Genomic DNA, 19,421 nt, shown 5'->3' on the forward strand with positions numbered 1-19,421 from the left:
GGCGGGTGGGCATGCTTCGCAGGCATGGAGAAAGAGCGATGGAACTACGGCATTTGCGCTACTTCATTGCGGTCGCCGAAACCGGCAGCCTGACCGAGGCAGCCGCCAGCCGCCTGCACACGTCACAGCCGTCGCTGAGCCGGCAGATTCGCGATCTCGAGGATCGGGTCGGCACCGCGCTGTTGCAGCGGAGTGCGCGCGGCGTCGAGCTGACCGACGCGGGTCGCGCGTTCCTCGACCATGCGCGGCTCGCGATGGCCCAGGTGGATGCCGCCGTCGAAGCCGCGCGACGCGCCGCGCAGCCCGCCAAGGCGCGCCTGGCGCTGGGCTTCCTGACCGGTCAGGAGATGACCTGGCTGACCGAGGCGATGCATCTGTTGTGCGACGAGTTGCCGAACCTCCAGGTCACGGTCACGAGCGACTACTCCACGGAACTGGCCAGCGCACTGGCGCACGGCAAGCTCGACGTCGCGTTCATGCGCGCCGAACCCGGCTATGGTCTCGAGTACCGGGTCATCGGCGAGGAACCGCTCGTCGTGCTGATGCCGAGCGATCATCCGTTGGCCACGCGCAAAGCCGTGCGGCCCGAGGACCTTCGGCAGCAGCCGTTCATAGCAATGGCGGACAAGGCGAAGGTGCTGGGTCAGGTCATCGACGGCTATCTGGCGAAAACGGGCGTGGAAGTGGATGTCACGCAACGGGTCGACAACCCGGCCATGGTGATGTCGTTGATCGCATCGACGCGGGCCGTCACGTTGATACCCGCGTATGTGCAGAACCTGATGCCGTGGTCCGTGGTCAGCCGGCCATTGCAAGGCGAAGCGCCGACCATCGATCTGGTGGTCGGCTACAGTCCGGGCAACGCGGCGCCCATCGTCAAGCTGTTCTTGTCGCGACTTGAAGAGTTGAAGGCGAATACCACGCCGCGTAAGGAGTGAAACTGGCGTGACGACGAGCCCGTCGCAGCGTCATTCGGGCACGAAGGCATCCGGAATCGCACGTTGCAGAAGCGTCGCCTGCCTGTACACGGACTGCATGAACACGCTGGCATTGCGCGACGGCGGCGCGAATCGTGAATACACGAAGTGCGCGGTCAACCCGATGGCTTCACGCAGCGGCCGAATGACCAGCGCGCTTCCCGTGGTCGCGAAATTGTCGACGATCGTCACGCCCAGCCCGCCTTCCACGAGGGCGAGCGCCTGATCCGCGCGCATCACATCGATGGTCGATCTGAGTTCGACGCCGGCTTGCTGACAGGCCTGTGCGATCACCGTGCCGAAAGGAATGTCGCGCTTGAACAGCACGACGGGCTCGTTGGCCAGATCCGCGAGCGACACCTCTTGCCGATGCGCCAGCCTGTGTCCCGCCGGCATCGCGCAGACCATGTTTCCCACCATGAACGGAACGTTTTCCAGGTGCTCGTGCAGAACCGGCATCGCGGCGATGGCGACCTCCGCTTCCTTGCTCAGCAGTTCCATCGGCATGTCGGCCATCAGCGTGGTTTGCCAGCTCACCGTCAGCGCAGGCAGCCGCCTCTTCAGTTCGACCAGCGCCGGCGCAACCACGCTCATCGCCAGCGACGCACTGCACGACACACGCAGCAAGCTCGACGGTCCGAGCGCAAGCGCATGCGCGAACTCGTCCACGCGCACCGCCGCCTGATACACCTGCTCGACCTCCCTGAACAGCGCGTGGGCCTCGGCCGTCGGCACGAGGCGGCCTTTGGAGCGCTCGAACAGGCGCAGGCCGAGCGTCGTCTCGACATGGGACACCAGCTTGCTGACGGCGGGCTGTGAGACGAACAGCAACTTCGACGCCGCATTGATCGATCCGGTCAGCATGACCGCACGGAAGACTTCCATGTGGCGGAGTTTGAAGCGCATTGCAGCCGTCCGGACGATTAACCAAAAGTTATACGTTAGCTGACTTTCGGCATACGACAAAGCAGGCGTTAGTCCCTAGTATCGGTTCAAACGATTTCGAACCCTCGGAGACAGAAAGGATGAACCAGCTGGATTTGCATCATCGTGTGTGTGTCATCACCGGCGGCTCCGGTGCGATCGGCTATGCGATCGCGGAGCGATGCGTCGCGTCCGGCGCCAAGGTAGTGCTGTGGGATATCGATGGCGCAGCCGCTCATGCGGCAGCCGAAAGCGTTCGTGCTGTGTCATCCGCTCAGGTGGACGTGACGGACGCCGCCAGCGTGGCTGCCGCAGCGAAGGCCGTCGCCAAACACCATGGCTCCATCGACATCCTCATCAACGCTGCGGGCATCAACGGCCCGATCGGCCCTGTCGAAACGTATTCGATCGAGGCCTGGCGGCAGGTCATCGACATCAATCTCACGGGCGTGTTCGTCTGCTGCCGCGAAGCGCTGCCGTATCTGCGCCGCGCGCGGAATGGGCGCATCGTCAACCTGTCGTCGGTAGGCGGCAAGGAAGGCAATCCGAATCAGGGGGCGTACGGCGCGTCTAAGGCCGGCGTGATTGCACTGACCAAGTCGCTCGGCAAGGAACTCGCGGACACGGAGATTCGCGTCAATTGCGTCACGCCGGCGGCCATCGAGTCGGAGATGCTCCGCAACATGACGGCCGACGCCCGCAATTTCGTGCTCGCGAAGATTCCGCTCGGACGCGCGGGCCGGACCGACGAAGTGGCGTCGATGGTCGCGTGGCTCGCAACGGAAGAGTGCTCGTTCACGACCGGCGCCGCGTTCGATCTGACCGGCGGACGCGCGACCTACTGAGCCCCGGGACGTGATGCGATGAAACGACTCTCCCTGGCTCATCTCACGGTGCTCGACGTCGGGCCGCCGGATCTGATCTCACTGGCGGCGCAAGCGGGATTTAGAGCGGTCGGCATCCGCCTGTGTTCTCCGGTTCCCGGCGGGCTGGCTTATCCGCTGCGCGCAGGATCGCCCGAATTGCGCGACACGCTGCGTCTGATGGACGCGCACGATGTCGCTGTGTCGGATATCGAGGTCATTCGTCTCGGCGCCGATACCCGCATCGACGACTATCTCCCCGTGTTCGAGACGGGCGCGGCACTCGGCGCACGGCGCGCGTGCATCAATATCGACGATCCGGAGCGTGCGCGCGTGACCGACCGGCTGGGCGCGCTATGCGATCTCGCCCGGCCGTTCAACCTGGCGCTCGACATCGAATTCATGATCTGGCGACCGGTCGCGCGGCTCGAAGACGCAGTCGAGGTCGTCAAGGCGGTCGACAAGGACAACGCCTTTGTGCTGATTGACGCGCTGCATCTGTTCCGCTCGGGCGGCACGGTCGAAGCGGTGGCGGCACTCGATCCCGCGTGGATCGGCAGCGTCCAGCTGTGCGATGCGCCGCTCGAAGCGCCGGCGCCTGACGGCATTGTCGACGAGGCGCGCGGCAACCGGCTCTTGCCGGGCGAAGGCGGCCTGCCCTTGCGCCGGCTGCTCGATGCGTTGCCCAAGGATGTGCCACTGGCGGCGGAAGTGCCGCTCGCCCGCGAACCGGATGCGACGAAGCGCGCAACCTTCGTTCGACAGGCCACCGGCCGGCTGCTCGAACACAGTGCGTGGCCGCTGATTTGAAATATCCAACAAATAAACGGAGACAGACATGACGACAAACACGATACGCAGCGGCGACACGACAGCATCCGCACCAGCCGACAGCAGACGGCAGGCGAGAAAGGCGGCCATCGCCGGATGGATCGGCAGTGCGCTCGAATACTACGATTTCTTCATCTACGGTACGGTGGCCGCGCTCGTCTTTCCGCGCATCTTCTTTCCGCCCGGCGACCTGGCCGCCGCGACGCTCGCCTCGATGGCGACCTTCGGCGTCGCCTATGCGGCACGTCCCCTCGGCTCGTTCCTGATGGGACACTATGGCGACCGTCTGGGCCGCAAAGTCGTGATGGTCGGCACCTTGCTCCTGATGGGCATTTCCACGTTTCTGGTCGGCTGCCTGCCGAGTTATCAGGGCGCAGGACTGCTCGCCCCCGCGCTGCTCGTGCTGTTGCGCATTCTCCAGGGCATCTCGGCGGCGGGCGAACAGGCCGGCGCGAATTCGATGTCGTTCGAGCACGCACCCGCGAATCGCCGCGGCTACTACACCAGCTGGACCTTGAGCGGCACGCAAGGCGGACAGGTGCTTGCGCCCGCCGTCGTGCTGCCGCTCGCTGCATTGCTGTCGGAAGATCAACTGCTGTCATGGGGCTGGCGGGTGCCGTTCTGGCTGAGCGCGGCGGTGGTCGTCGTCGGTTTCATCGTGCGTTCGCGGCTCGAAGAGACGCCCGCCTTCCAGAGCGAGGCGTCGCATGGCGACGTTCCGCGCGCGCCGCTCAAGACGCTCCTCACGACGTACCGCAAGGAACTGCTGCAAGTGTTCTTCGCCGCGCTGATCGCATCCGTCGGGACGACGTTTGCCGTGTTCGCGCTGTCGTTCTCGCGCACGATGGAACATCACATCAGCACATCGACGATGCTGTGGACGGCGATCATCGGCAATCTTATCGCCGTGTTCACGATTCCGGTCTATGCAACGCTGTCCGACCGTATCGGGCGGCGTCCGGTGTTCATTGCGGGCAACGTCCTGTGTGCGATGGCTGCCGCGATCTTTCTCTGGTCGATCACGACCGGAAGCGACGCGCTCGTGTTCGCAACGGGCGTCTTGCTGGGCGGCGTCGTCTACAGCATCACGAATGCCGTCTGGCCCGCAACGTACGCCGAGCGCTTCCCGACGCAAGTCCGGCTCTCCGGCATGGCGATCGGCACTCAATTCGGCTTCGCGATCGCCGGCTTTGCGCCGCTGATCGAAACGGCGCTGATCGGCAAGTTCGGCACTGCGCCGTGGGTGATGCCGGCCGTCTTCACGGCGTTCGTGTGTCTGTTGTCCGCGGTGTCGATCTATTCGATGCGAGAAACGTATGACGTTCCGCTGGAGCGTCTTGGGAAGCATGCGGGCTGAAGCAGATCAACCCGTCCGACACAGCCCCTTAAAAAAAACGGGCGGGAAGCCCAGCTTCCCGCCCGCCTGCCATCCTCCAGCCTTCAACCGTCGCTTACTTCTGGACGATCACAGCCTTGTTGAACGAGCCGCCCTGCGCGATCGACGCCGAGTTGCCCAAGCCGGTCTGCGACACCACGCCCAGGTTCGAATTGCCGACTTGCGTGATCGACGCGCTGTTGTAGCCGCCGTCCTGCGATGCATACGCGCCGTTGAAGTTACCCACTTGCGCCAGCGCCAGCTCTTCACGCGTACCCGACTGCGATGCCTTCATGTCGTTGTGGAAGCCGCCCTGACCGGCCAGCAGCGTCGACTCGAACGCGCCTTGTTGCGTCAGATCCATCGTGTTGTTCGAACCGACCTGCACGGCCAGCGCCGTGTTGCCGCGACCATCGGCCTGATGCACGGCTGCCGTGTTGCGATCGCCGTCCTGGATCACGAGCGTGTGATCGTTGGCTTCGCGGAACTGGTCCACATAGGCCGTGTTGTAAGCCGAACCCGTCTGCATGATGGTCGTCTTTTCGTTGACGGCGTTGCCTTGCGTGACTTGCGCGTAGTGCGGTGCGCCCGCGCCGCTCTGGTTGATCGTCGTCGTGTTGCCGCCGCCGTTCTCCGAGTGCACCTGGGCACGCGCGAAGTCACCTTGCTTGATCGACACCGAATCGCCGATTTCCGAGATCTGCTCGATCTTGCCGTCGGTGTGACCGCCGGTCTGTTCGATGCGCGCGCCGTTGTAGCCGCCGCCCGTCTGCGTCACCGTCGCGATGCCGTTGTCCTTGCCTTGCAGCACATCGACGCGATTGCCGATGGTATTCGTCTGCGTCACGGTGGCTTTGGCGCCGTCGCTCGTGCCGGCGGTCTTGTTCGTGCCCTGATCGATGTTCACCGTGTTGAAGCTCGAACCGTTGCGGGTGATCGTGGCCGACGCGTTCTTGCCTTCCTGCTTGACGGTGTCTTTATCGAAAGCCGAGGCCGTTTGCGACACGGTCACGCTGTTGTCGTGGCCGGTCTGGCGCACCGTCGTGCGTTCGCCGATAGCCTGCTGTTGCGTCACGTCCGCGCTCAGGTTCGACGCGCCGCGTGCGCCTTGGCCGATCTGCTTGATGTCGGTGACATTGCCGCCGCCGTTGCTCGACTTGACGTTGGCGCTGGCGCCATCGGCGTTTTGCAGCACGTTGACCTGGTCATAGCTCGAAGCGGTCTGCTTCACGCCGGCCCAGTTGCCGTTGCCGATTTGCTCGACCGCTGCGCTTTCACCGACCGAGCCCACGCTCGCGGCGAATGCCGACGTCGAAACCAGTGCTGCCAGACCCATGGCGATGACGATTGCCTTGACTTTCATTTTTATGCCTCGTTGGTTTGTGTTTTGATGACTTTCGGTCTCACGACTTGCCTTGAATCAACCCCGACGACGGACAGCCCCTGCCATCCGCCGGTCCCGCTCCTTCTGCCTACTTCATCAACACCGCCGCTCTCGCTCCGTTGCCGGTCTGCGTGACCGACAATCCAGAGCCATTGCGGTTCTGCAGAATCGAAATCTCGTTGTTGTTGCCGTACTGCGTGACTTGCGACGACATCGCGCTGCCAATCTGCGTCACCGTCGCGTCATTGCCGCTGCCGTTCTGTACCGCGCTCGAACGGTTCAGCATGCCGGCCTGATAACCGGCGTACTGGTTGGCCGTGCCGCTCTGCTGCAACACGGTCCAGTTGTCATTGCCCGCCTGCGCGGTCGCGGCGGCATTCGCCACGCCCGCCTGGTTCGCCATCAGTCCGTTCTGCCCTGTCTGAACGGCGCTCAGCCGGTTGCCCGCGCCGTTCTGCACGACGCGCGCCACTTGCGTCGCGCCGCCGAAGCCCGGCTCGGTCGGACCGAAGTCCGAGACCGGCGAGAGATCGGCTGCAAAGACCGCCAGCGACAGACTCACGATCGCGCTCAGCCCCGCACAGAACGCGATCTTGGATGCGCGCCAGGGCGCACGCGGTGGATTCATTCGTGTCTCCTTCATGGTCGGTTCAGCCGCCCAGCGAGCGGGGCGGATCGATCTTCACCGGGCTGTACGGCGCGTTCGCGTCTTCCATCGTCTGCACGTAGCCCTGGTTCTCCTGCAGATAGCGCTGCATCGTCGGGTCGTACCAGTCCTTCATGTCGGCGAGCGACCACGACTGGTTCGCCACGCCCTGCACGATCAGATGCACCAGCGCGGATTCGATCGCCTCGTTCACGCACAGCTGCTGCGGCTCGTTGCGCGTCATGCCGAGTTCGGCCTGCAACAGATCCTTGAAGCCGATGAAGCGATACACGCCGGTATCGACCTGGATCGAATAGATGGTCTTGGTCGTCGAGACGCTGTTGAGGATCGTGCCGTTGCGGATATCGACAGCGCGCAGGTTCACCGTCACCTGATCCACGCGATACTGCTGCGACGCCGAGATGCCGAGATACGCGACGCCCGCGCCGCCAGTGCGGATGTTCGTGTCATACGCGACGATGCCGCCTTCCAGCACGATGCTCGCCGGCGCCAGCGCGCCGATCTGCGGCAGGTTCGAGCCGGCGCGGTTCTTGTCGTCGGGCGTTTCCAGCGCGCGCATGATCTTGCGTTCGGTGAGCAGATCCTGAAGGTTCTCGCGCTCCACCGGCGTGAACCAGCCCGAATCGCGCATCGCCTTTACGAGGAAGGAGGCGCCGCCCTGCGTCACCTGCGACGAGAACGAGCTGTCCGGCGAAGGCTTGTATTGCCCGGTCAGGTCGCGGAAGCCGTACACGGCCGCGACGATCCTGCCCTTCGGCGGCGGCAGATGCGTGAGGTCGCGCGTGATGCGGGTCGGCGGCGTGAGCGTGGCGTTGCTCGCGGGCGGCATCGGCGCTGTCACGCAGCCGGTGAGCAACATCGTGGCGATGACGGCGGCGCCCAGCGCGGTCCTTTTGATTGCGTTCGTGTTCATTGCTCGTGTGCCCGTCTCACTGTCCATTGCCGACGACGAAGGTCGTCGATGCGCCCGAGGTCTTGTCGGTCGTGGTCACCTGCAGGTTGCCGCCGGTAACCTGGGTGATCGCAATCGAGAAGTTGCCCGTATTGATCGTGCCCGGATGCAGCGTGCCGTCCGCGCCGACGATCGAGCTCGAGATCGACGAGGCCACCCGCGAAAGAATCGCCTGCTGCAGCTGGTTGTTGAACTGATCGAGCGTCGACTGGCTCGAGCCGAGGTCGCTCAGCGACGGGTCCTTGTATTTGTTCTGCGCGTTCGCTTCATTGAGCAGGTTCGTGCCGTTCAGCGGACTGCCGCCGAAGTTCGGATTCACCGGCTCGTAGACGAGCTGCGTGGCATGGGCCGCGGCGAGCGGCAGCGTGAGCGCGCAGGCGAGCACCGCCCTGCGGACAAGCGCATTCGTTTTCATCGTGTGTTCCCCGTATTGGCCTTGGAGCTTTTTTTAGAGTTCGTCGGTCGCCATGTCGGCGTCGCGAAACAGCAGGCGTGTCAGGTCCGCCTGCATGACGTTCTGGAAGGCGATCTGCGCGGCATTCTCGGCAACCGGCCGCACATTGGCGCGGGCGATGGGCAGGAACGCCTGGAAGACGCGGCGCTGCCCGAACTCCACCCACACGAGACTGCCGTAGCGCGCCGACGGCCGTTCGTGCACCGAGACGATGTAGCGGTCCGACAGCGGGATGCCGCTCCAGGCTTGCGCGAACCAGGTGTAGAAGTCCTGGCCGGCGAGCGTGACGGTATCGGTGGTGACGACGCCGCCGAGCGCGTCAGCGAGCGGCTGCTGGCCGGTGACGTCGGCGGTGCGCGCCCGCGGCGTGCCGGCGAGCGTAGCGCTCTGTTCGAGCGCAGCAGCGCCGTTGAGCGTCCCGCGCGGCGTGAGCGGCGCGCCGTTGGCGGACGACAGCGGCGCGCTCCGGTTGACCGGGCTGGGCGTCGGCGTGCTCGGCAGCGAGATGAGCGGCTGAGCCTGATTCGCCGATTCCGCCTGTGCCGCGGCCGGCGTTTCAGCATCCTGGGCGTAAGCACCCGGAACCATGGTTGAAACTGCGATGCACACTGCGATTGCATGCCCGCTCGCGGGCAGGATCTTCCTTCGCTGCATGACTTCCCCGTATGCTTCGACCGCTTGTTGCGCGGCCTTGTCGGCGTTGTTTTTATTTGTCTGACGGGATGGATTGTGCGCAAGGTCAGCAAACGCTTATGTTGCGCACGCCACATTCCTCACATGAATTACGAAAGAATCGAAATGCGCGTTGAAAGCCGGCCGAAACCGCGAATAGTGGTGCTTTTAAGCGGCAGCGTAAAGAACCGCCCGCCCCTGCCGATAACGTGAAGCAAAGGGGGCCGGACAACCGTTCGACCCGATCCGCAGCGCTTTCAGGGAGAGAACGAATTGGTCTTCAGCTACAGGGACATGATGGTCACGCCGGCAGCGGTCCGGCACGGCGACATGTTTGCCGCGACGGCGCGCATCCAGGATCTCGACGGCACCGAACGTTCCGTGCGCCTGCCGGGCGCTTTCCCGAATGTGGAAGACGCGATCCGTTTCGCGATTGCCGCCGGCTTTGAATACATCGACTGCGCGCCCCGCTGCGGAGCCGCTTCACGCTGATCGAGCCGTAAAACCGGGCGCACCGCCGATCGGTTAAAATCCCCCGCTTCCCCTCCTTCAGTCACGCCCAGACACCTATGTAGCGTATCGCGAGCCTCCTTCGTCACATCCATCTGACCGACAGGGGTTCGCGGACCTATGACGTGCGTCGCCGGCCATCGTCCAAACGATCGCCGCGCAGCGCATGCATCGCCTTGCCGCGCCCGCGGTCGTTGCACTCATTCTCCATCCAGGTTCACCCATGAAGACCCACACATTGCGCGAGGAATGGCTCTCGAACGTGCGCGCCGACGTGCTTGCCGGCATCGTCGTCGCGCTGGCGCTGATTCCCGAAGCGCTGGCTTTTTCCATCATCGCGGGCGTCGACCCCAAAGTCGGGCTGTACGCCGCGTTCAGCATCGCCGTGGTCTCGTCGATCGCGGGCGGCCGGCCCGGCATGATCTCGGCGGCCACCGGCGCCGTCGCGCTGCTGCTGTCATCGCTCGTGAAGACGCATGGCGTCGAATACGTGCTGGCTGCGGGCATCCTCGCCGGCATCCTGCAGATCGGCGCCGGATTCGCGCGGCTCGGCGCGCTGATGCGCTTCGTGTCGCGCTCCGTCATCACCGGCTTCGTCAACGCGCTGGCGATCCTGATCTTTCTCGCGCAGTTGCCGCAGCTGAACGCGCAGCCCTGGTATGTCTACGCGATGGTCGCGGGCGGTCTCGCCATCATCTATCTGCTGCCGCGCCTGACCAGGGCGGTGCCGTCGCCGCTCATCTGCATCATCGTGATGACGGCCATCTCGATGGCCCTGCATCTGCAACTGCGCACGGTCGGCGACATGGGCCAGTTCCCCGACCGCCTGCCGGTGTTCGCATTCCCGCAGGTGCCCTTCTCGCTCGATACGCTGCGCATCGTCTTCCCGTACTCGGTGGCCATTGCCATTGTCGGGCTGCTCGAATCGCTGATGACGGCCGCCATCGTCGACGACTACACCGACACCCCCAGCGACAAGAACCGCGAATGCCGCGGCCAGGGCTGCGCCAACATCGTCGCGGGCTTTCTCGGCGGCATGCCGGGCTGCGCGATGATCGGCCAGACGGTCATCAACATGAAATCGGGCGGACGCCAGCGCCTGTCCACCTTCGTCGCAGGCGCGTTCCTGCTGGTGCTGGTGGTGTTCCTCGGTCCGTGGGTCAAGCAGATTCCGATGGCCGCGCTCGTCGCGGTCATGATCATGGTGTCGATCAGCACGTTCAGCTGGAAATCGATCGGCAATCTGCGCACGCATCCGAAAAGCTCGTCGGCGGTGATGCTGGCGACCGTGATCGTGGTCGTGGCAACCGGCAATCTGGCGATTGGCGTCGGGGTCGGCGTGCTGCTTTCGGCGTTGTTCTTTACGTCGAAGGTGCGCAGCGTGCTGGCGGTGGAATCCACGCTCGATGAAGCCGCGAGCGAGCGCCGCTACGTGGTGCGCGGGCAGGTGTTCTTCGCGTCGTCGGAAGCGCTGGTAGCCGAGTTCGACTTCAAGGAAAGGGTGCGCGCAGTGCGGCTCGATCTGTCGCACGCGCACTTCTGGGACATCACCGCTATCGATGCGCTGGACCGTATCGTGAACAAGTTCCGCCGCAACGGGATTGCGGTGGACGTGACGGGTTTGAATCGCGCGAGCGCGACGATGATCGAGAAGTACGCCACGCACGACAAGACGTCCGCGACGCACTTCGAACCCACGCATTGACACGCAGGCAACGCAGCGAAGCATGGCGCTTCGCTGCTTCCACGAGTTCGCTCAGCCGAGCTTGATCGAGGTCGGATCGGCAGTCAGGTAGCCCACCGCCGCGCCGAAGCGATCCTTGTAGTTCGCGCGGACCAGCGGATCGAGCGTCGCCTGCACCTTCGCATGCAGCGGCAGTTCCCAGTCGCCGGCGTGCTGGAAGTTGCTCATGATATAGGTCCAGCCGTTGATCTCGTCGACGGCATGCAGGCCCGTCGATTCCGCGCCCGCCGGCGCCGAGAGAATCCGCGTCAGCGACTTCGTATCGACGTTGTACGCCCACAGGAAGTTGTTGACGTGCCGGCCGCTGTCCTCGCCGATGAACAGCGTGCGCAGCTTCTCCGAGAACTTGAGGTTGTCCGGATTCGCCACCTTCTCCGGATTGCCGATGTTGCCGAGCTCGTCCGCCGTGATGTCCTCGCCGACCAGCGCGGCAGGCGCGCCGATATCCACCGGCACCCACTCGCTGTCGATGGCCGCGCCGCTCAGGTCGCGCTGGCCGCCCTTCAGGTTGAACGCATACACGGCGCCGGAATTGATCGCCTTGTCCACGGCGAAGTCACCGGCGTGCGTATCGCCCTTGACCATCGACTTGACAATCTGCGACATCGCCGAATAGACGATCTTGTCTTTCGCGTTGACCGTCGTGCCTTCGAGCTTCGTGAAGGTCATGCTCGCGCCGCGCAGCGCGGCATAACGGTGCGTTTCCAGGAACGCGGCGGCCTTCTCCATGCCCGGCTTCACGCGGATCCAGTTGAACGCGCCGTTGAAGTTGATGCGCGTGTAGCTGGCATCCAGCGTCGCGCCGACGGTCGCGTCGCTGACCACGTCCATGATGTCGGCGAGCGTCAGCGTGTTGGCGAGGTTCTCGATTTCATCGCTGGTTGCGTGACCGAGGTTGAGCCACGTGAGCGTCGCCGCGCCCGCGCCGGCCGTCGAGGTCTGCGTGCACTTCGCCACGTAGAGCGTGCCCGCCGAGAGATCCGCCTTCTTGTCCGCGACGAACATGAACACGCCGCCATTGGTGGCGTCGTCGCCCATCATCACGGTGCGCTCGTCCGGCAGCACCTGGATCAGCTCGTGCGAGATCCGGCCGAGGCAGTAGTGCTTCTTGATCGTGCCGGTGCCGTCCGGATGCACGGAGACTTCCGGCAGATGGCCGTAGTGATACGGACGCGCCTTCGTTTCGTCGCCATAGAGGTTCTTGCTGTAGGCGAGGAACTGCGCGTCCTTCGAGCCCAGCGCCGCGTCCGGCTCGTACTCTTCGCTCGACAAGTGCGTGTTCCACGGCGACAGGCTCGCGCCGCAGGTGATCCACAGGCCGTTCGCCTTCGAGGTATCCACGTTGGCGTAGCTGACCAGCGAGAGCTTGCCGGTGGCCGGATCCTGGTCCAGCGTCAGCACCGCGACAGGCGACGGCAGGCGGCCGTACATGCTGGCCGCGTTCTGGTCGCGCGTGGTGTATTCGAACTGCACGACCGCGAACACGGCATTGCCCTTCACGCCCTTGACGGTCGGGTTGTCGAGCTTCAGCAGCGAGGTGCCGTCCGGGCAATCCGAGAAGAACTGGCGCTCCTTGCCGGCCACCGAGCGATCGATGATCGGCTGGTTATCGATGTCGAAATAGCCGCCCGCGACGATCGTGCCGCCGGCCGTGTTCGGCACCGTATCGCCGGTGACGAAGAACGGCTGGTAGGCCAGCTTGTAGGCGCGCGCGCTGCCGTCGCTGAATTTCACGGTCATCGACGAAGCGACGGTCGTGGTGGCCATCGCGTTCGGCGTGGCCAGCGTGGGCGCCGCCATGCCGGTGAAGGCCGCCGTGGTGAAGGCGGCGGTGGGCTTGGGCGTGGCCGGGCTGCTGTCGCTGCCGCCGCAGGCCGTGGTCAGCAGCGCGGCGGTCGCGGCGCCGCCCAGCGGCAGCATCGGTGCGCCGGCGAGAATCTTGAGGGCTTTGCGGCGGGAAAGGTCGGTGGGCAGCGCCATGTGTGGGTTCGAGTCCTGTGTGTGGTTGTGGTCATTGCATCGCGGGCCGGATGCGGCCCCGGCGTGCTGATCGACGCGCTACTTTAGGAAAAGATTGTGAAATCAATTTGACAGGCTTTGGTAATTTTTTTGCCTCGCATCCGAAAGAATGGGGCGGTATGCGTCACGGCAGGCGCTCACCATTCGCGAAACGAGAAGGCTGCCTTCCGCATGCGGGTCATTCCGCCGGGCGGCTCCGGCGCACAGGATGATGCGTACCGCGCCAGGGTCGGCGCCGGAGTTCATGGCTGCGCTGGACTTCGGCTATGCCAGGCTGATCACGGCGCAGGACTTCGTCGCGTCGCGCCGGAAAGCAGCGGCCTGATCCCTGCCGCAGACCGGCGGCGAGTCTTGCGCAATTCTCATCTGCGCGTCATCTTCAGGCACCGCGCGCCTTCCATACTGCCTCTCAAGCTCGGCCAGCCGGCCGGCTGCACTCAAGGAGGCTCACATGAAGAAGTCGCTTCTCGTCGCCATGCTGGTTACTTCGTCGATGGCGCTGGCGCTTGCATCGGGCGCCGCGTCCGCGCAAGGCAAGTCGCGCGATCAGGTCAGGCAGGAACTCGTGCAGGCTCACCATGACGGCGACGTGCCGTCGGGCAAGACCCAGTACCCGCCCTCGGAGCAACTGGTCGCGCGCAACAAGGAAGTGCATGCATCGGCGGTGCATGCGGGCGAGAAGTCCCCTTCCATCGATCAGCACGACAAGCGTTGATCCGTCTCAGTCACTCGCAGCTGCCGCGTCGGCTTGCAACGCGGGATGCGGACGGCGCGGGAACGCCATCCAGAAAGTCGTGGCCACGTGCGGCACGCTGCGCACGCCGCACGCTCCGCCGTGCCGTTCCATGATCGACTTGACGATGGCCAGGCCCAGGCCCGTTCCCGCCGCCGAGTTGGAGCGTGCCGGATCGACACGATAGAAGCGGTCGAAGATCCGGTCCAGATGCGGCTGCGCAATGCCCTGGCCGGTGTCCGACACGCTGACCTTCGTCATGTCGGCGCCGTCCAGCACGCAGACCTCGCAGTCGATCCTGACCACCGAACCCTGCGGCGCATGCGACAGCGCGTTCGAGAGCAGATTGCTCAGGGCCCGCTGGTAGAGCAGCAGATCTGCATCGACGACGGCCGCGCCGCGTACCTCGATGCTCACGCACGCCTCCTCCGCCATCGACTCGTAATAGCCCGCCACGCGCTCGGCTTCGGCAGCGGCATCGAGCGCGCGCACGGCGAGCAGCGCGCCGGCCTGTTCCGAGCGCGCCAGGAACAGCATGTCCTCCACCATCGTCGTGAGCCGGCGATATTCCTCGAGGCTCGACTCGATCACCTCGCGATACTCGTTCGCCGTGCGTTGCTGTGACAGCACCACCTGCGCCGCCGCCTGAAGATTGGTCAGCGGCGTGCGCATGTCATGCGCGAGATCGGACGAGAACTGGCTCAGCAGCGTGAACGATTCGTTCAGCCGCCGCAGCATGGCGTTGAACGCGCGTTCCAGTTCCGCCAGTTCGCCCGCCGCGCCGAGCGCCGGCAAAGGCTGCGCGAGGCGGTTCACGGAGATGGCCTCGGCATGCTCGACCATGCGCCGCAACGGGCTGATGCCGACCATCGTGATGCCGTAGGCGAGCGCGGCCGCCAGCAGCACGCCGAGCGCCTGGATCAACACGATGGTCCGCGCCTGCGCGCCCAGCAACGCGATATCGCTCGTGCGGTCGTAACGCACCACTACTTCGACGGAACGCGGGCTCGACCCGAGCGGCACCATCGCCTTCAGATAGCGGTAGCGCACGGTCGAGTTGTCGGGCTTCGCATCGTCGGCGCCGCGCCGGAAACCCGGCGTCGAGATCAGCAGGCGTCCGTCGACCCCGAGGATCGCGAGATCCACGTTGGCGCGCCCGTGGAGCGTTTCGGTCACGGCCGCAATGCCGGCTTCGGGCGTGCCTTCCGGCACCGCCTCCGCGAGATGCGCGCGCACTTCCTGCAGCGTGCCCGTCATCTCCGCCGACGAGGTCGCTTCGAGACGGCCCTTCAGCGTTTCATAGACCAGCACGCCGGTCGAGGCGAGCACCAGCGAAGTCGACAGCACGATCAGCACCGTCAGGCGCGCGCGCAGCGTGCGCGGCAGGAAGCACGTCACTGGAAGCCCCGCGCTTCCAGCACGTAGCCCATGCCGCGCACCGTGTGGATCAGCTTCGGGTGATAGTTGTCATCGACCTTGGAACGCAGCCTGCGGATCGCCGAGTCGACCACGTTCGTATCGCTGTTGAAGTTCATGTCCCACACTTGCGAAGCGATGGTCGCGCGCGGCAGGATCTCGCCCGTGCGCCGCATCAGCAGCCACAGCAGCGCGAACTCCTTCGCCGTGAGCAGGATCGTGTCGCTATTGCGCACGGCCTTGCGCCGCACCAGGTCGAGTTCGAGATCGTCGACGCGCAACGTGGTGACCTCGCGCGGCTGGCCCCGGCGCAGAATCGACTTGACCCGCGCCAGCAGTTCGACGAAATCGAAGGGCTTGACCAGGTAATCGTCCGCGCCGAGTTCGAGACCCTTGACGCGGTCGTTCACGTCGTCGCGCGCGGTGAGGAACAGCACCGGCAGCGACTTGATGCGGCGCAGGTTGCCGAGCAGCGTCCAGCCGTCCTGACCCGGCAGCATCACGTCGAGCACCAGCAGGTCGTAGTCTTCCACCTCGGCCTGATGCTGGCCGGCAATGCCGTCGCTCACCCAGTCGACCACATAGCCCGCCTCCGTCAAGCCTTTTTGCAAATACGCGCCGCTCTTGGGCTCGTCTTCCACGATCAGAATCCGCATCAGTCAACACTCCGTGCAAGCCCGGCGCGGTGCGTGAGCACGCGGGGCAGGACACGCGCGAGCGCCGCGCGCAGCGATACCTGATGACTCAGGCGATACAGCACCGGCAACACCAGCAGCGTGAGCGCCGTCGAAGAAAGAATCCCGCCGATCACCACCGTCGCGAGCGGCCGCTGCACCTCGGCGCCGGTGCCGGTCGCGAAGGCCATCGGGATGAAGCCCAGCGACGCGATCAGCGCCGTCATCAGCACCGGCCGCAGCCGGGTGAGCGCGCCTTCGCGAATGGCGTCGTCGAGCGTCGCGCCCGCGTCGATCAGGTTGCGAATGAACGAAATCATCACGAGGCCGTTCAGCACCGCCACGCCGCACAGCGCGATGAGGCCGACCGCCGCCGTGATCGACAGCGGCATGCCGCGCAGCCACAGCGACACCACGCCGCCGCACAGCGCGAACGGAATGCCGGTGAACACCAGCAAGCCGTCCTTCATGTCGCCGAACATCACGAACAGCAGAACCAGCACCAGGAACAGCGCCAGCGGCACGACCAGCTTCAGGCGTCCGACCGCGCTCTGCAATTGCTCGAACTGTCCGCCCCACGCGAGCCAGTAGCCGGCCGGCAGGCGCACGCTGTCGTCGATGCGCGCCTGCGCTTCCGTGACGAACGAACCGACATCGCGGCCGCGCACATTGGCCGTGACCACCACGCGGCGCCTGCCGTTTTCGCGGCTGATCTGGTTCGGCCCCACGCCGACCTCGACCTTCGCAAGCTCGGCAAGCGGGACATACAGCGTGCGTGCAAGCGGCGCGCCGCCGACGCCGGACGCCGCACTGTCCGCCGCCGCACGCGCCGTCACCGGCAACGCGACCGGCAGACGCTTGATCGCCTCGATGTCCGAGCGCAGGTCATCGGGCAGCCGCACGACGATGTCGAAACGCCGGTCGCCCTGGAACAGCGTGCCGGCTTTCTGTCCGCCGACCGCCGCGAGCACGGTGTCCTGCACGTCGGCGACGCTCAGTCCATAGCGGGCCAGCTTGTCGCGCTCCAGCTGCACGCCGAGCACCGGCAGCCCCGAGGTCTGCTCGACCTTCACCTCGATCGCGCCCGGCACCTTCTGCAACGCGCCCGCCACCTTGTCGGCGTTCTCGCGCAGCACGGTCATGTCCTCGCCGAAGACCTTCACGGCGACATCGCTGCGCACGCCTGAAATGAGCTCGTTGAAACGCAACTGGATGGGTTGCGAGAACTCGTAGACATTGCCCGGGAAATCGGCGAGCACGGCCTCGACGTCCTCGATGATCCGCTCATGCGGCTTCTTCGGATCCGGCCACGCGGACGGCGGCTTGAGCATTACGTACGCATCGGAGAGATTGGGGGGCATGGGATCGGCGGCGATCTCGGCCGTGCCGGTGCGCGCGAACACGCGCTCGACTTCGGGCACGCGCGCCTTCACCGCGCGCTCGATGGCCTTCTGCATGTCCACCGACTGCGACAGGCTCGTCCCCGGAATCCGCAGCGCCGCCACCGCCAGGTCGCCTTCGTTCAGGTTCGGAATGAATTCGCTGCCGAGCCGCGTGGCCAGCACGAGCGTCAGGGCGACGATCCCCGCCGCGCCCAAAAGCACGCCGCGCGGCCGCGCCATGAAACGCGTCAGGGTGGGCTCGTAGACGTGCCGCACGGCCCGCAGCAGCCGGCTTTCCTTTTCCGCGACGCGCCGGTTCACGAACAGCGCGACCGCCGCCGGAATGAACGTGACGGTCAGGACCATCGCGGCGGCCAGCGCCATGACGACGGTGATCGCCATCGGATGGAACATCTTCCCTTCGACACCGGTGAGCGCGAAGATCGGCAGATACACCACCATGATGATGAGCTGCCCGAAGATCAGCGCGCGGCGCGCTTCCTGCGAGGCTTCGAACACTTCGGCGAAGCGCTCCTCGCGCGTGAGCGCCCGGTTCGCGGCGCCCTGCGCATGCGCGAGCCGCCGCACGCAGTTCTCGACGATCACCACCGCGCCGTCGATGATGATGCCGAAGTCGAGCGCGCCGAGACTCATCAGGTTGGCGCTGACGTGCGCGTTCACCATGCCGGCGAAGGTCATCAGCATCGACAGCGGAATCACCAGCGCGACGATCAGCGCCGCACGCAGGTTGCCGAGGAACAGGAACAGCACCGCGATCACCAGCACCGCGCCTTCGAGCAGGTTCTTCCGGACCGTTCCCACCGCCTTCTCGACCAGCCCGGTGCGGTCATACACCGGCACGGCGCGCACGCCCGGCGGCAGCATGCGGTTCACCTCGGCGAGCTTCGCGGCCGCGGCCTTCGCGACCGAGCGGCTGTTCTCGCCCATCAGCATGAAGACCGTGCCGAGCACCGTTTCCTCGCCGTTCGAAGTCGCCGCGCCGGTGCGCAGTTCGCGCCCGATGTCCACGCGCGCCACGTCGCGCACGCGCACCGGCACGCCGCCCGAATTGGCGAGCACGATGTTCGCGAGATCCTCGGTGGAACCTGCCTGACCCGGCACGCGCACCAGATACTGCTCGCCCCGTTTCTCGATGTAGCCCGCGCCGACGTTCTCGTTATTGCGCTCGACGGCGCGCACGATATCGGCGAGCGTCAGGCCATAGGACATGAGGCGGCCCGGATTCGGCGCGATGCGGAATTCCTTCACATAGCCGCCGATCGAATTCACCTCCGTCACGCCCGGCACGTTGCGCATTTGCGGGCGCACCACCCAGTCCTGGATCTCGCGCAGGTCCGCGAGCGTGTAGCGGTTGCCATCGGGCTTGCGCGCCGCCGCGCTCGCCTCGACGGTCCACAGGAAGATCTCGCCGAGTCCCGTCGAGGTCGGACCCATGGCGGGCACGACGTTGCCCGGCAGCTTGTCGCGCGCCTCCTGGATGCGCTCGTTGACGAGCTGGCGCGCGAAGTAGATGTCGGTGCCGTCCTTGAAGATCACCGTGACCTGCGAGAGGCCGTAACGCGAAATGGAACGGGTCTGCTGCAGGTTCGGCAGGCCGGCCATCGCGGTTTCGACCGGGAACGTGATGCGCTGCTCGGCTTCGAGCGGCGAGTAGCCCGGCGCGGACGTGTTGACCTGCACCTGGACATTGGTGATGTCCGGCACGGCGTCGATGGGCAATTGCCGGTAACTGAACACGCCCCAGCCGGCTGCCGCGAGCGTCGCGAGCAGCACCAGCCAGCGGTGCGCAATGGCAAAGCGAATCAGCTTCTCGAACATGCGAC

Annotated in this window: 17 protein-coding genes; 7 read left to right on the forward strand and 10 right to left on the reverse strand. The window is 65.4% G+C overall.

The window, feature by feature from the left end:
• Positions 1-38: 38 nt before the first annotated feature.
• The gene (locus QCE62_RS26095) at positions 39-938 is read left to right on the forward strand and encodes a LysR family transcriptional regulator (RefSeq protein WP_309924860.1); all 900 of its coding nucleotides are present in this window, start codon (positions 39-41) and stop codon (positions 936-938) included.
• A gap of 30 nt (positions 939-968) precedes the next feature.
• Here QCE62_RS26095 and QCE62_RS26100 read toward each other — a convergent pair whose 3' ends face one another.
• Complete coding sequence (locus QCE62_RS26100; protein WP_309924863.1) at positions 969-1,883, reverse strand: LysR substrate-binding domain-containing protein; 915 nt, start codon at positions 1,881-1,883, stop codon at positions 969-971.
• A gap of 119 nt (positions 1,884-2,002) precedes the next feature.
• On the opposite strand from QCE62_RS26100, the gene QCE62_RS26105 reads away from it, so the two are divergent.
• The 3 genes from QCE62_RS26105 to QCE62_RS26115 are packed head-to-tail and all read left to right on the forward strand — an operon-like array spanning position 2,003 to position 4,952.
• Complete coding sequence (locus QCE62_RS26105; protein ID WP_309924865.1) at positions 2,003-2,746, forward strand: SDR family NAD(P)-dependent oxidoreductase; 744 nt, start codon at positions 2,003-2,005, stop codon at positions 2,744-2,746.
• Positions 2,747-2,764: 18 nt separating this feature from the next.
• Positions 2,765-3,574, forward strand: coding sequence for a TIM barrel protein (locus QCE62_RS26110; protein WP_309924866.1), 810 nt, complete (start codon positions 2,765-2,767; stop codon positions 3,572-3,574).
• A gap of 28 nt (positions 3,575-3,602) precedes the next feature.
• Positions 3,603-4,952, forward strand: a complete 1,350-nt coding sequence (locus tag QCE62_RS26115) for an MFS transporter (RefSeq protein ID WP_309924872.1) — start codon at positions 3,603-3,605, stop codon at positions 4,950-4,952.
• A gap of 94 nt (positions 4,953-5,046) precedes the next feature.
• On the opposite strand, the gene QCE62_RS26120 is transcribed toward QCE62_RS26115, so the two are convergent.
• The 5 genes from QCE62_RS26120 to QCE62_RS26140 all read right to left on the reverse strand — a co-directional run bounded on the left by QCE62_RS26120 (position 5,047) and on the right by QCE62_RS26140 (position 9,015).
• Positions 5,047-6,333, reverse strand: coding sequence for a hypothetical protein (locus QCE62_RS26120; RefSeq protein WP_309924874.1), 1,287 nt, complete (start codon positions 6,331-6,333; stop codon positions 5,047-5,049).
• Between the two features lie 109 nt (positions 6,334-6,442).
• Positions 6,443-6,982, reverse strand: a complete 540-nt coding sequence (locus tag QCE62_RS26125) for a hypothetical protein (RefSeq protein WP_309924875.1) — start codon at positions 6,980-6,982, stop codon at positions 6,443-6,445.
• Between the two features lie 22 nt (positions 6,983-7,004).
• The gene (locus QCE62_RS26130; RefSeq protein WP_309924878.1) at positions 7,005-7,934 is read right to left on the reverse strand and encodes a CsgG/HfaB family protein; all 930 of its coding nucleotides are present in this window, start codon (positions 7,932-7,934) and stop codon (positions 7,005-7,007) included.
• Positions 7,935-7,950: 16 nt separating this feature from the next.
• The gene (locus QCE62_RS26135) at positions 7,951-8,388 is read right to left on the reverse strand and encodes a curli assembly protein CsgF (RefSeq protein ID WP_309924881.1); all 438 of its coding nucleotides are present in this window, start codon (positions 8,386-8,388) and stop codon (positions 7,951-7,953) included.
• A gap of 33 nt (positions 8,389-8,421) precedes the next feature.
• Positions 8,422-9,015, reverse strand: a complete 594-nt coding sequence (locus QCE62_RS26140) for a CsgE family curli-type amyloid fiber assembly protein (RefSeq protein WP_309924882.1) — start codon at positions 9,013-9,015, stop codon at positions 8,422-8,424.
• 357 nt (positions 9,016-9,372) lie between these two features.
• Here QCE62_RS26140 and QCE62_RS26145 point away from each other — a divergent pair, with 357 nt between their 5' ends.
• The gene (locus QCE62_RS26145) at positions 9,373-9,591 is read left to right on the forward strand and encodes a hypothetical protein (RefSeq protein WP_309924884.1); all 219 of its coding nucleotides are present in this window, start codon (positions 9,373-9,375) and stop codon (positions 9,589-9,591) included.
• A 241-nt stretch (positions 9,592-9,832) separates the two neighbouring features.
• Complete coding sequence (locus QCE62_RS26150; protein ID WP_309924886.1) at positions 9,833-11,314, forward strand: SulP family inorganic anion transporter; 1,482 nt, start codon at positions 9,833-9,835, stop codon at positions 11,312-11,314.
• Between the two features lie 51 nt (positions 11,315-11,365).
• On the opposite strand, the gene QCE62_RS26155 is transcribed toward QCE62_RS26150, so the two are convergent.
• Entirely contained in the window at positions 11,366-13,333 is a 1,968-nt protein-coding gene (locus QCE62_RS26155; protein ID WP_309924890.1) for an alkaline phosphatase PhoX, read from the reverse strand.
• Between the two features lie 490 nt (positions 13,334-13,823).
• On the opposite strand from QCE62_RS26155, the gene QCE62_RS26160 reads away from it, so the two are divergent.
• Positions 13,824-14,087, forward strand: coding sequence for a DUF4148 domain-containing protein (locus tag QCE62_RS26160; RefSeq protein ID WP_309924893.1), 264 nt, complete (start codon positions 13,824-13,826; stop codon positions 14,085-14,087).
• A 6-nt stretch (positions 14,088-14,093) separates the two neighbouring features.
• Here the strand turns inward: QCE62_RS26160 and QCE62_RS26165 are convergent, their stop codons facing one another.
• The 3 genes from QCE62_RS26165 to QCE62_RS26175 are packed head-to-tail and all read right to left on the reverse strand — an operon-like array spanning position 14,094 to position 19,416.
• Positions 14,094-15,503: a heavy metal sensor histidine kinase gene (locus QCE62_RS26165; protein ID WP_309924896.1), complete on the reverse strand. Its 1,410-nt coding sequence runs from the start codon at positions 15,501-15,503 to the stop codon at positions 14,094-14,096.
• On the reverse strand, positions 15,500-16,177 hold the full coding sequence (gene irlR / locus QCE62_RS26170; protein WP_309924897.1) for a heavy metal response regulator transcription factor IrlR: 678 nt from the start codon (positions 16,175-16,177) through the stop codon (positions 15,500-15,502). Before irlR ends, QCE62_RS26165 begins: the two co-directional genes overlap by 4 nt.
• Complete coding sequence (locus QCE62_RS26175; RefSeq protein ID WP_309924899.1) at positions 16,177-19,416, reverse strand: CusA/CzcA family heavy metal efflux RND transporter; 3,240 nt, start codon at positions 19,414-19,416, stop codon at positions 16,177-16,179. The genes irlR and QCE62_RS26175 overlap by 1 nt, the downstream gene beginning before the upstream one ends.
• Positions 19,417-19,421: the final 5 nt, after the last annotated feature.

The sequence above is a fragment of the Caballeronia sp. LZ033 genome, assembly GCF_031451265.1.
Taxonomy (GTDB): Bacteria; Pseudomonadota; Gammaproteobacteria; order Burkholderiales; family Burkholderiaceae; genus Caballeronia.

Excerpts from the sequence above, each read along its gene's own strand:
- QCE62_RS26155 (WP_309924890.1), bottom strand. The coding sequence starts at position 13,333 with ATGGCGCTGCCCACCGACCTTTCCCGCCGCAAAGCCCTCAAGATTCTC.
- QCE62_RS26175 (WP_309924899.1), bottom strand. The coding sequence starts at position 19,416 with ATGTTCGAGAAGCTGATTCGCTTTGCCATTGCGCACCGCTGGCTGGTG.
- QCE62_RS26130 (WP_309924878.1), bottom strand. The coding sequence starts at position 7,934 with ATGAACACGAACGCAATCAAAAGGACCGCGCTGGGCGCCGCCGTCATC.
- QCE62_RS26115 (WP_309924872.1), top strand. The coding sequence starts at position 3,603 with ATGACGACAAACACGATACGCAGCGGCGACACGACAGCATCCGCACCA.
- QCE62_RS26100 (WP_309924863.1), bottom strand. The coding sequence starts at position 1,883 with ATGCGCTTCAAACTCCGCCACATGGAAGTCTTCCGTGCGGTCATGCTG.
- QCE62_RS26135 (WP_309924881.1), bottom strand. The coding sequence starts at position 8,388 with ATGAAAACGAATGCGCTTGTCCGCAGGGCGGTGCTCGCCTGCGCGCTC.
- QCE62_RS26120 (WP_309924874.1), bottom strand. The coding sequence starts at position 6,333 with ATGAAAGTCAAGGCAATCGTCATCGCCATGGGTCTGGCAGCACTGGTT.
- irlR (WP_309924897.1), bottom strand. The coding sequence starts at position 16,177 with ATGCGGATTCTGATCGTGGAAGACGAGCCCAAGAGCGGCGCGTATTTG.
- QCE62_RS26095 (WP_309924860.1), top strand. The coding sequence starts at position 39 with ATGGAACTACGGCATTTGCGCTACTTCATTGCGGTCGCCGAAACCGGC.
- QCE62_RS26105 (WP_309924865.1), top strand. The coding sequence starts at position 2,003 with ATGAACCAGCTGGATTTGCATCATCGTGTGTGTGTCATCACCGGCGGC.
- QCE62_RS26110 (WP_309924866.1), top strand. The coding sequence starts at position 2,765 with ATGAAACGACTCTCCCTGGCTCATCTCACGGTGCTCGACGTCGGGCCG.
- QCE62_RS26160 (WP_309924893.1), top strand. The coding sequence starts at position 13,824 with ATGAAGAAGTCGCTTCTCGTCGCCATGCTGGTTACTTCGTCGATGGCG.
- QCE62_RS26140 (WP_309924882.1), bottom strand. The coding sequence starts at position 9,015 with ATGGTTCCGGGTGCTTACGCCCAGGATGCTGAAACGCCGGCCGCGGCA.
- QCE62_RS26125 (WP_309924875.1), bottom strand. The coding sequence starts at position 6,982 with ATGAATCCACCGCGTGCGCCCTGGCGCGCATCCAAGATCGCGTTCTGT.
- QCE62_RS26150 (WP_309924886.1), top strand. The coding sequence starts at position 9,833 with ATGAAGACCCACACATTGCGCGAGGAATGGCTCTCGAACGTGCGCGCC.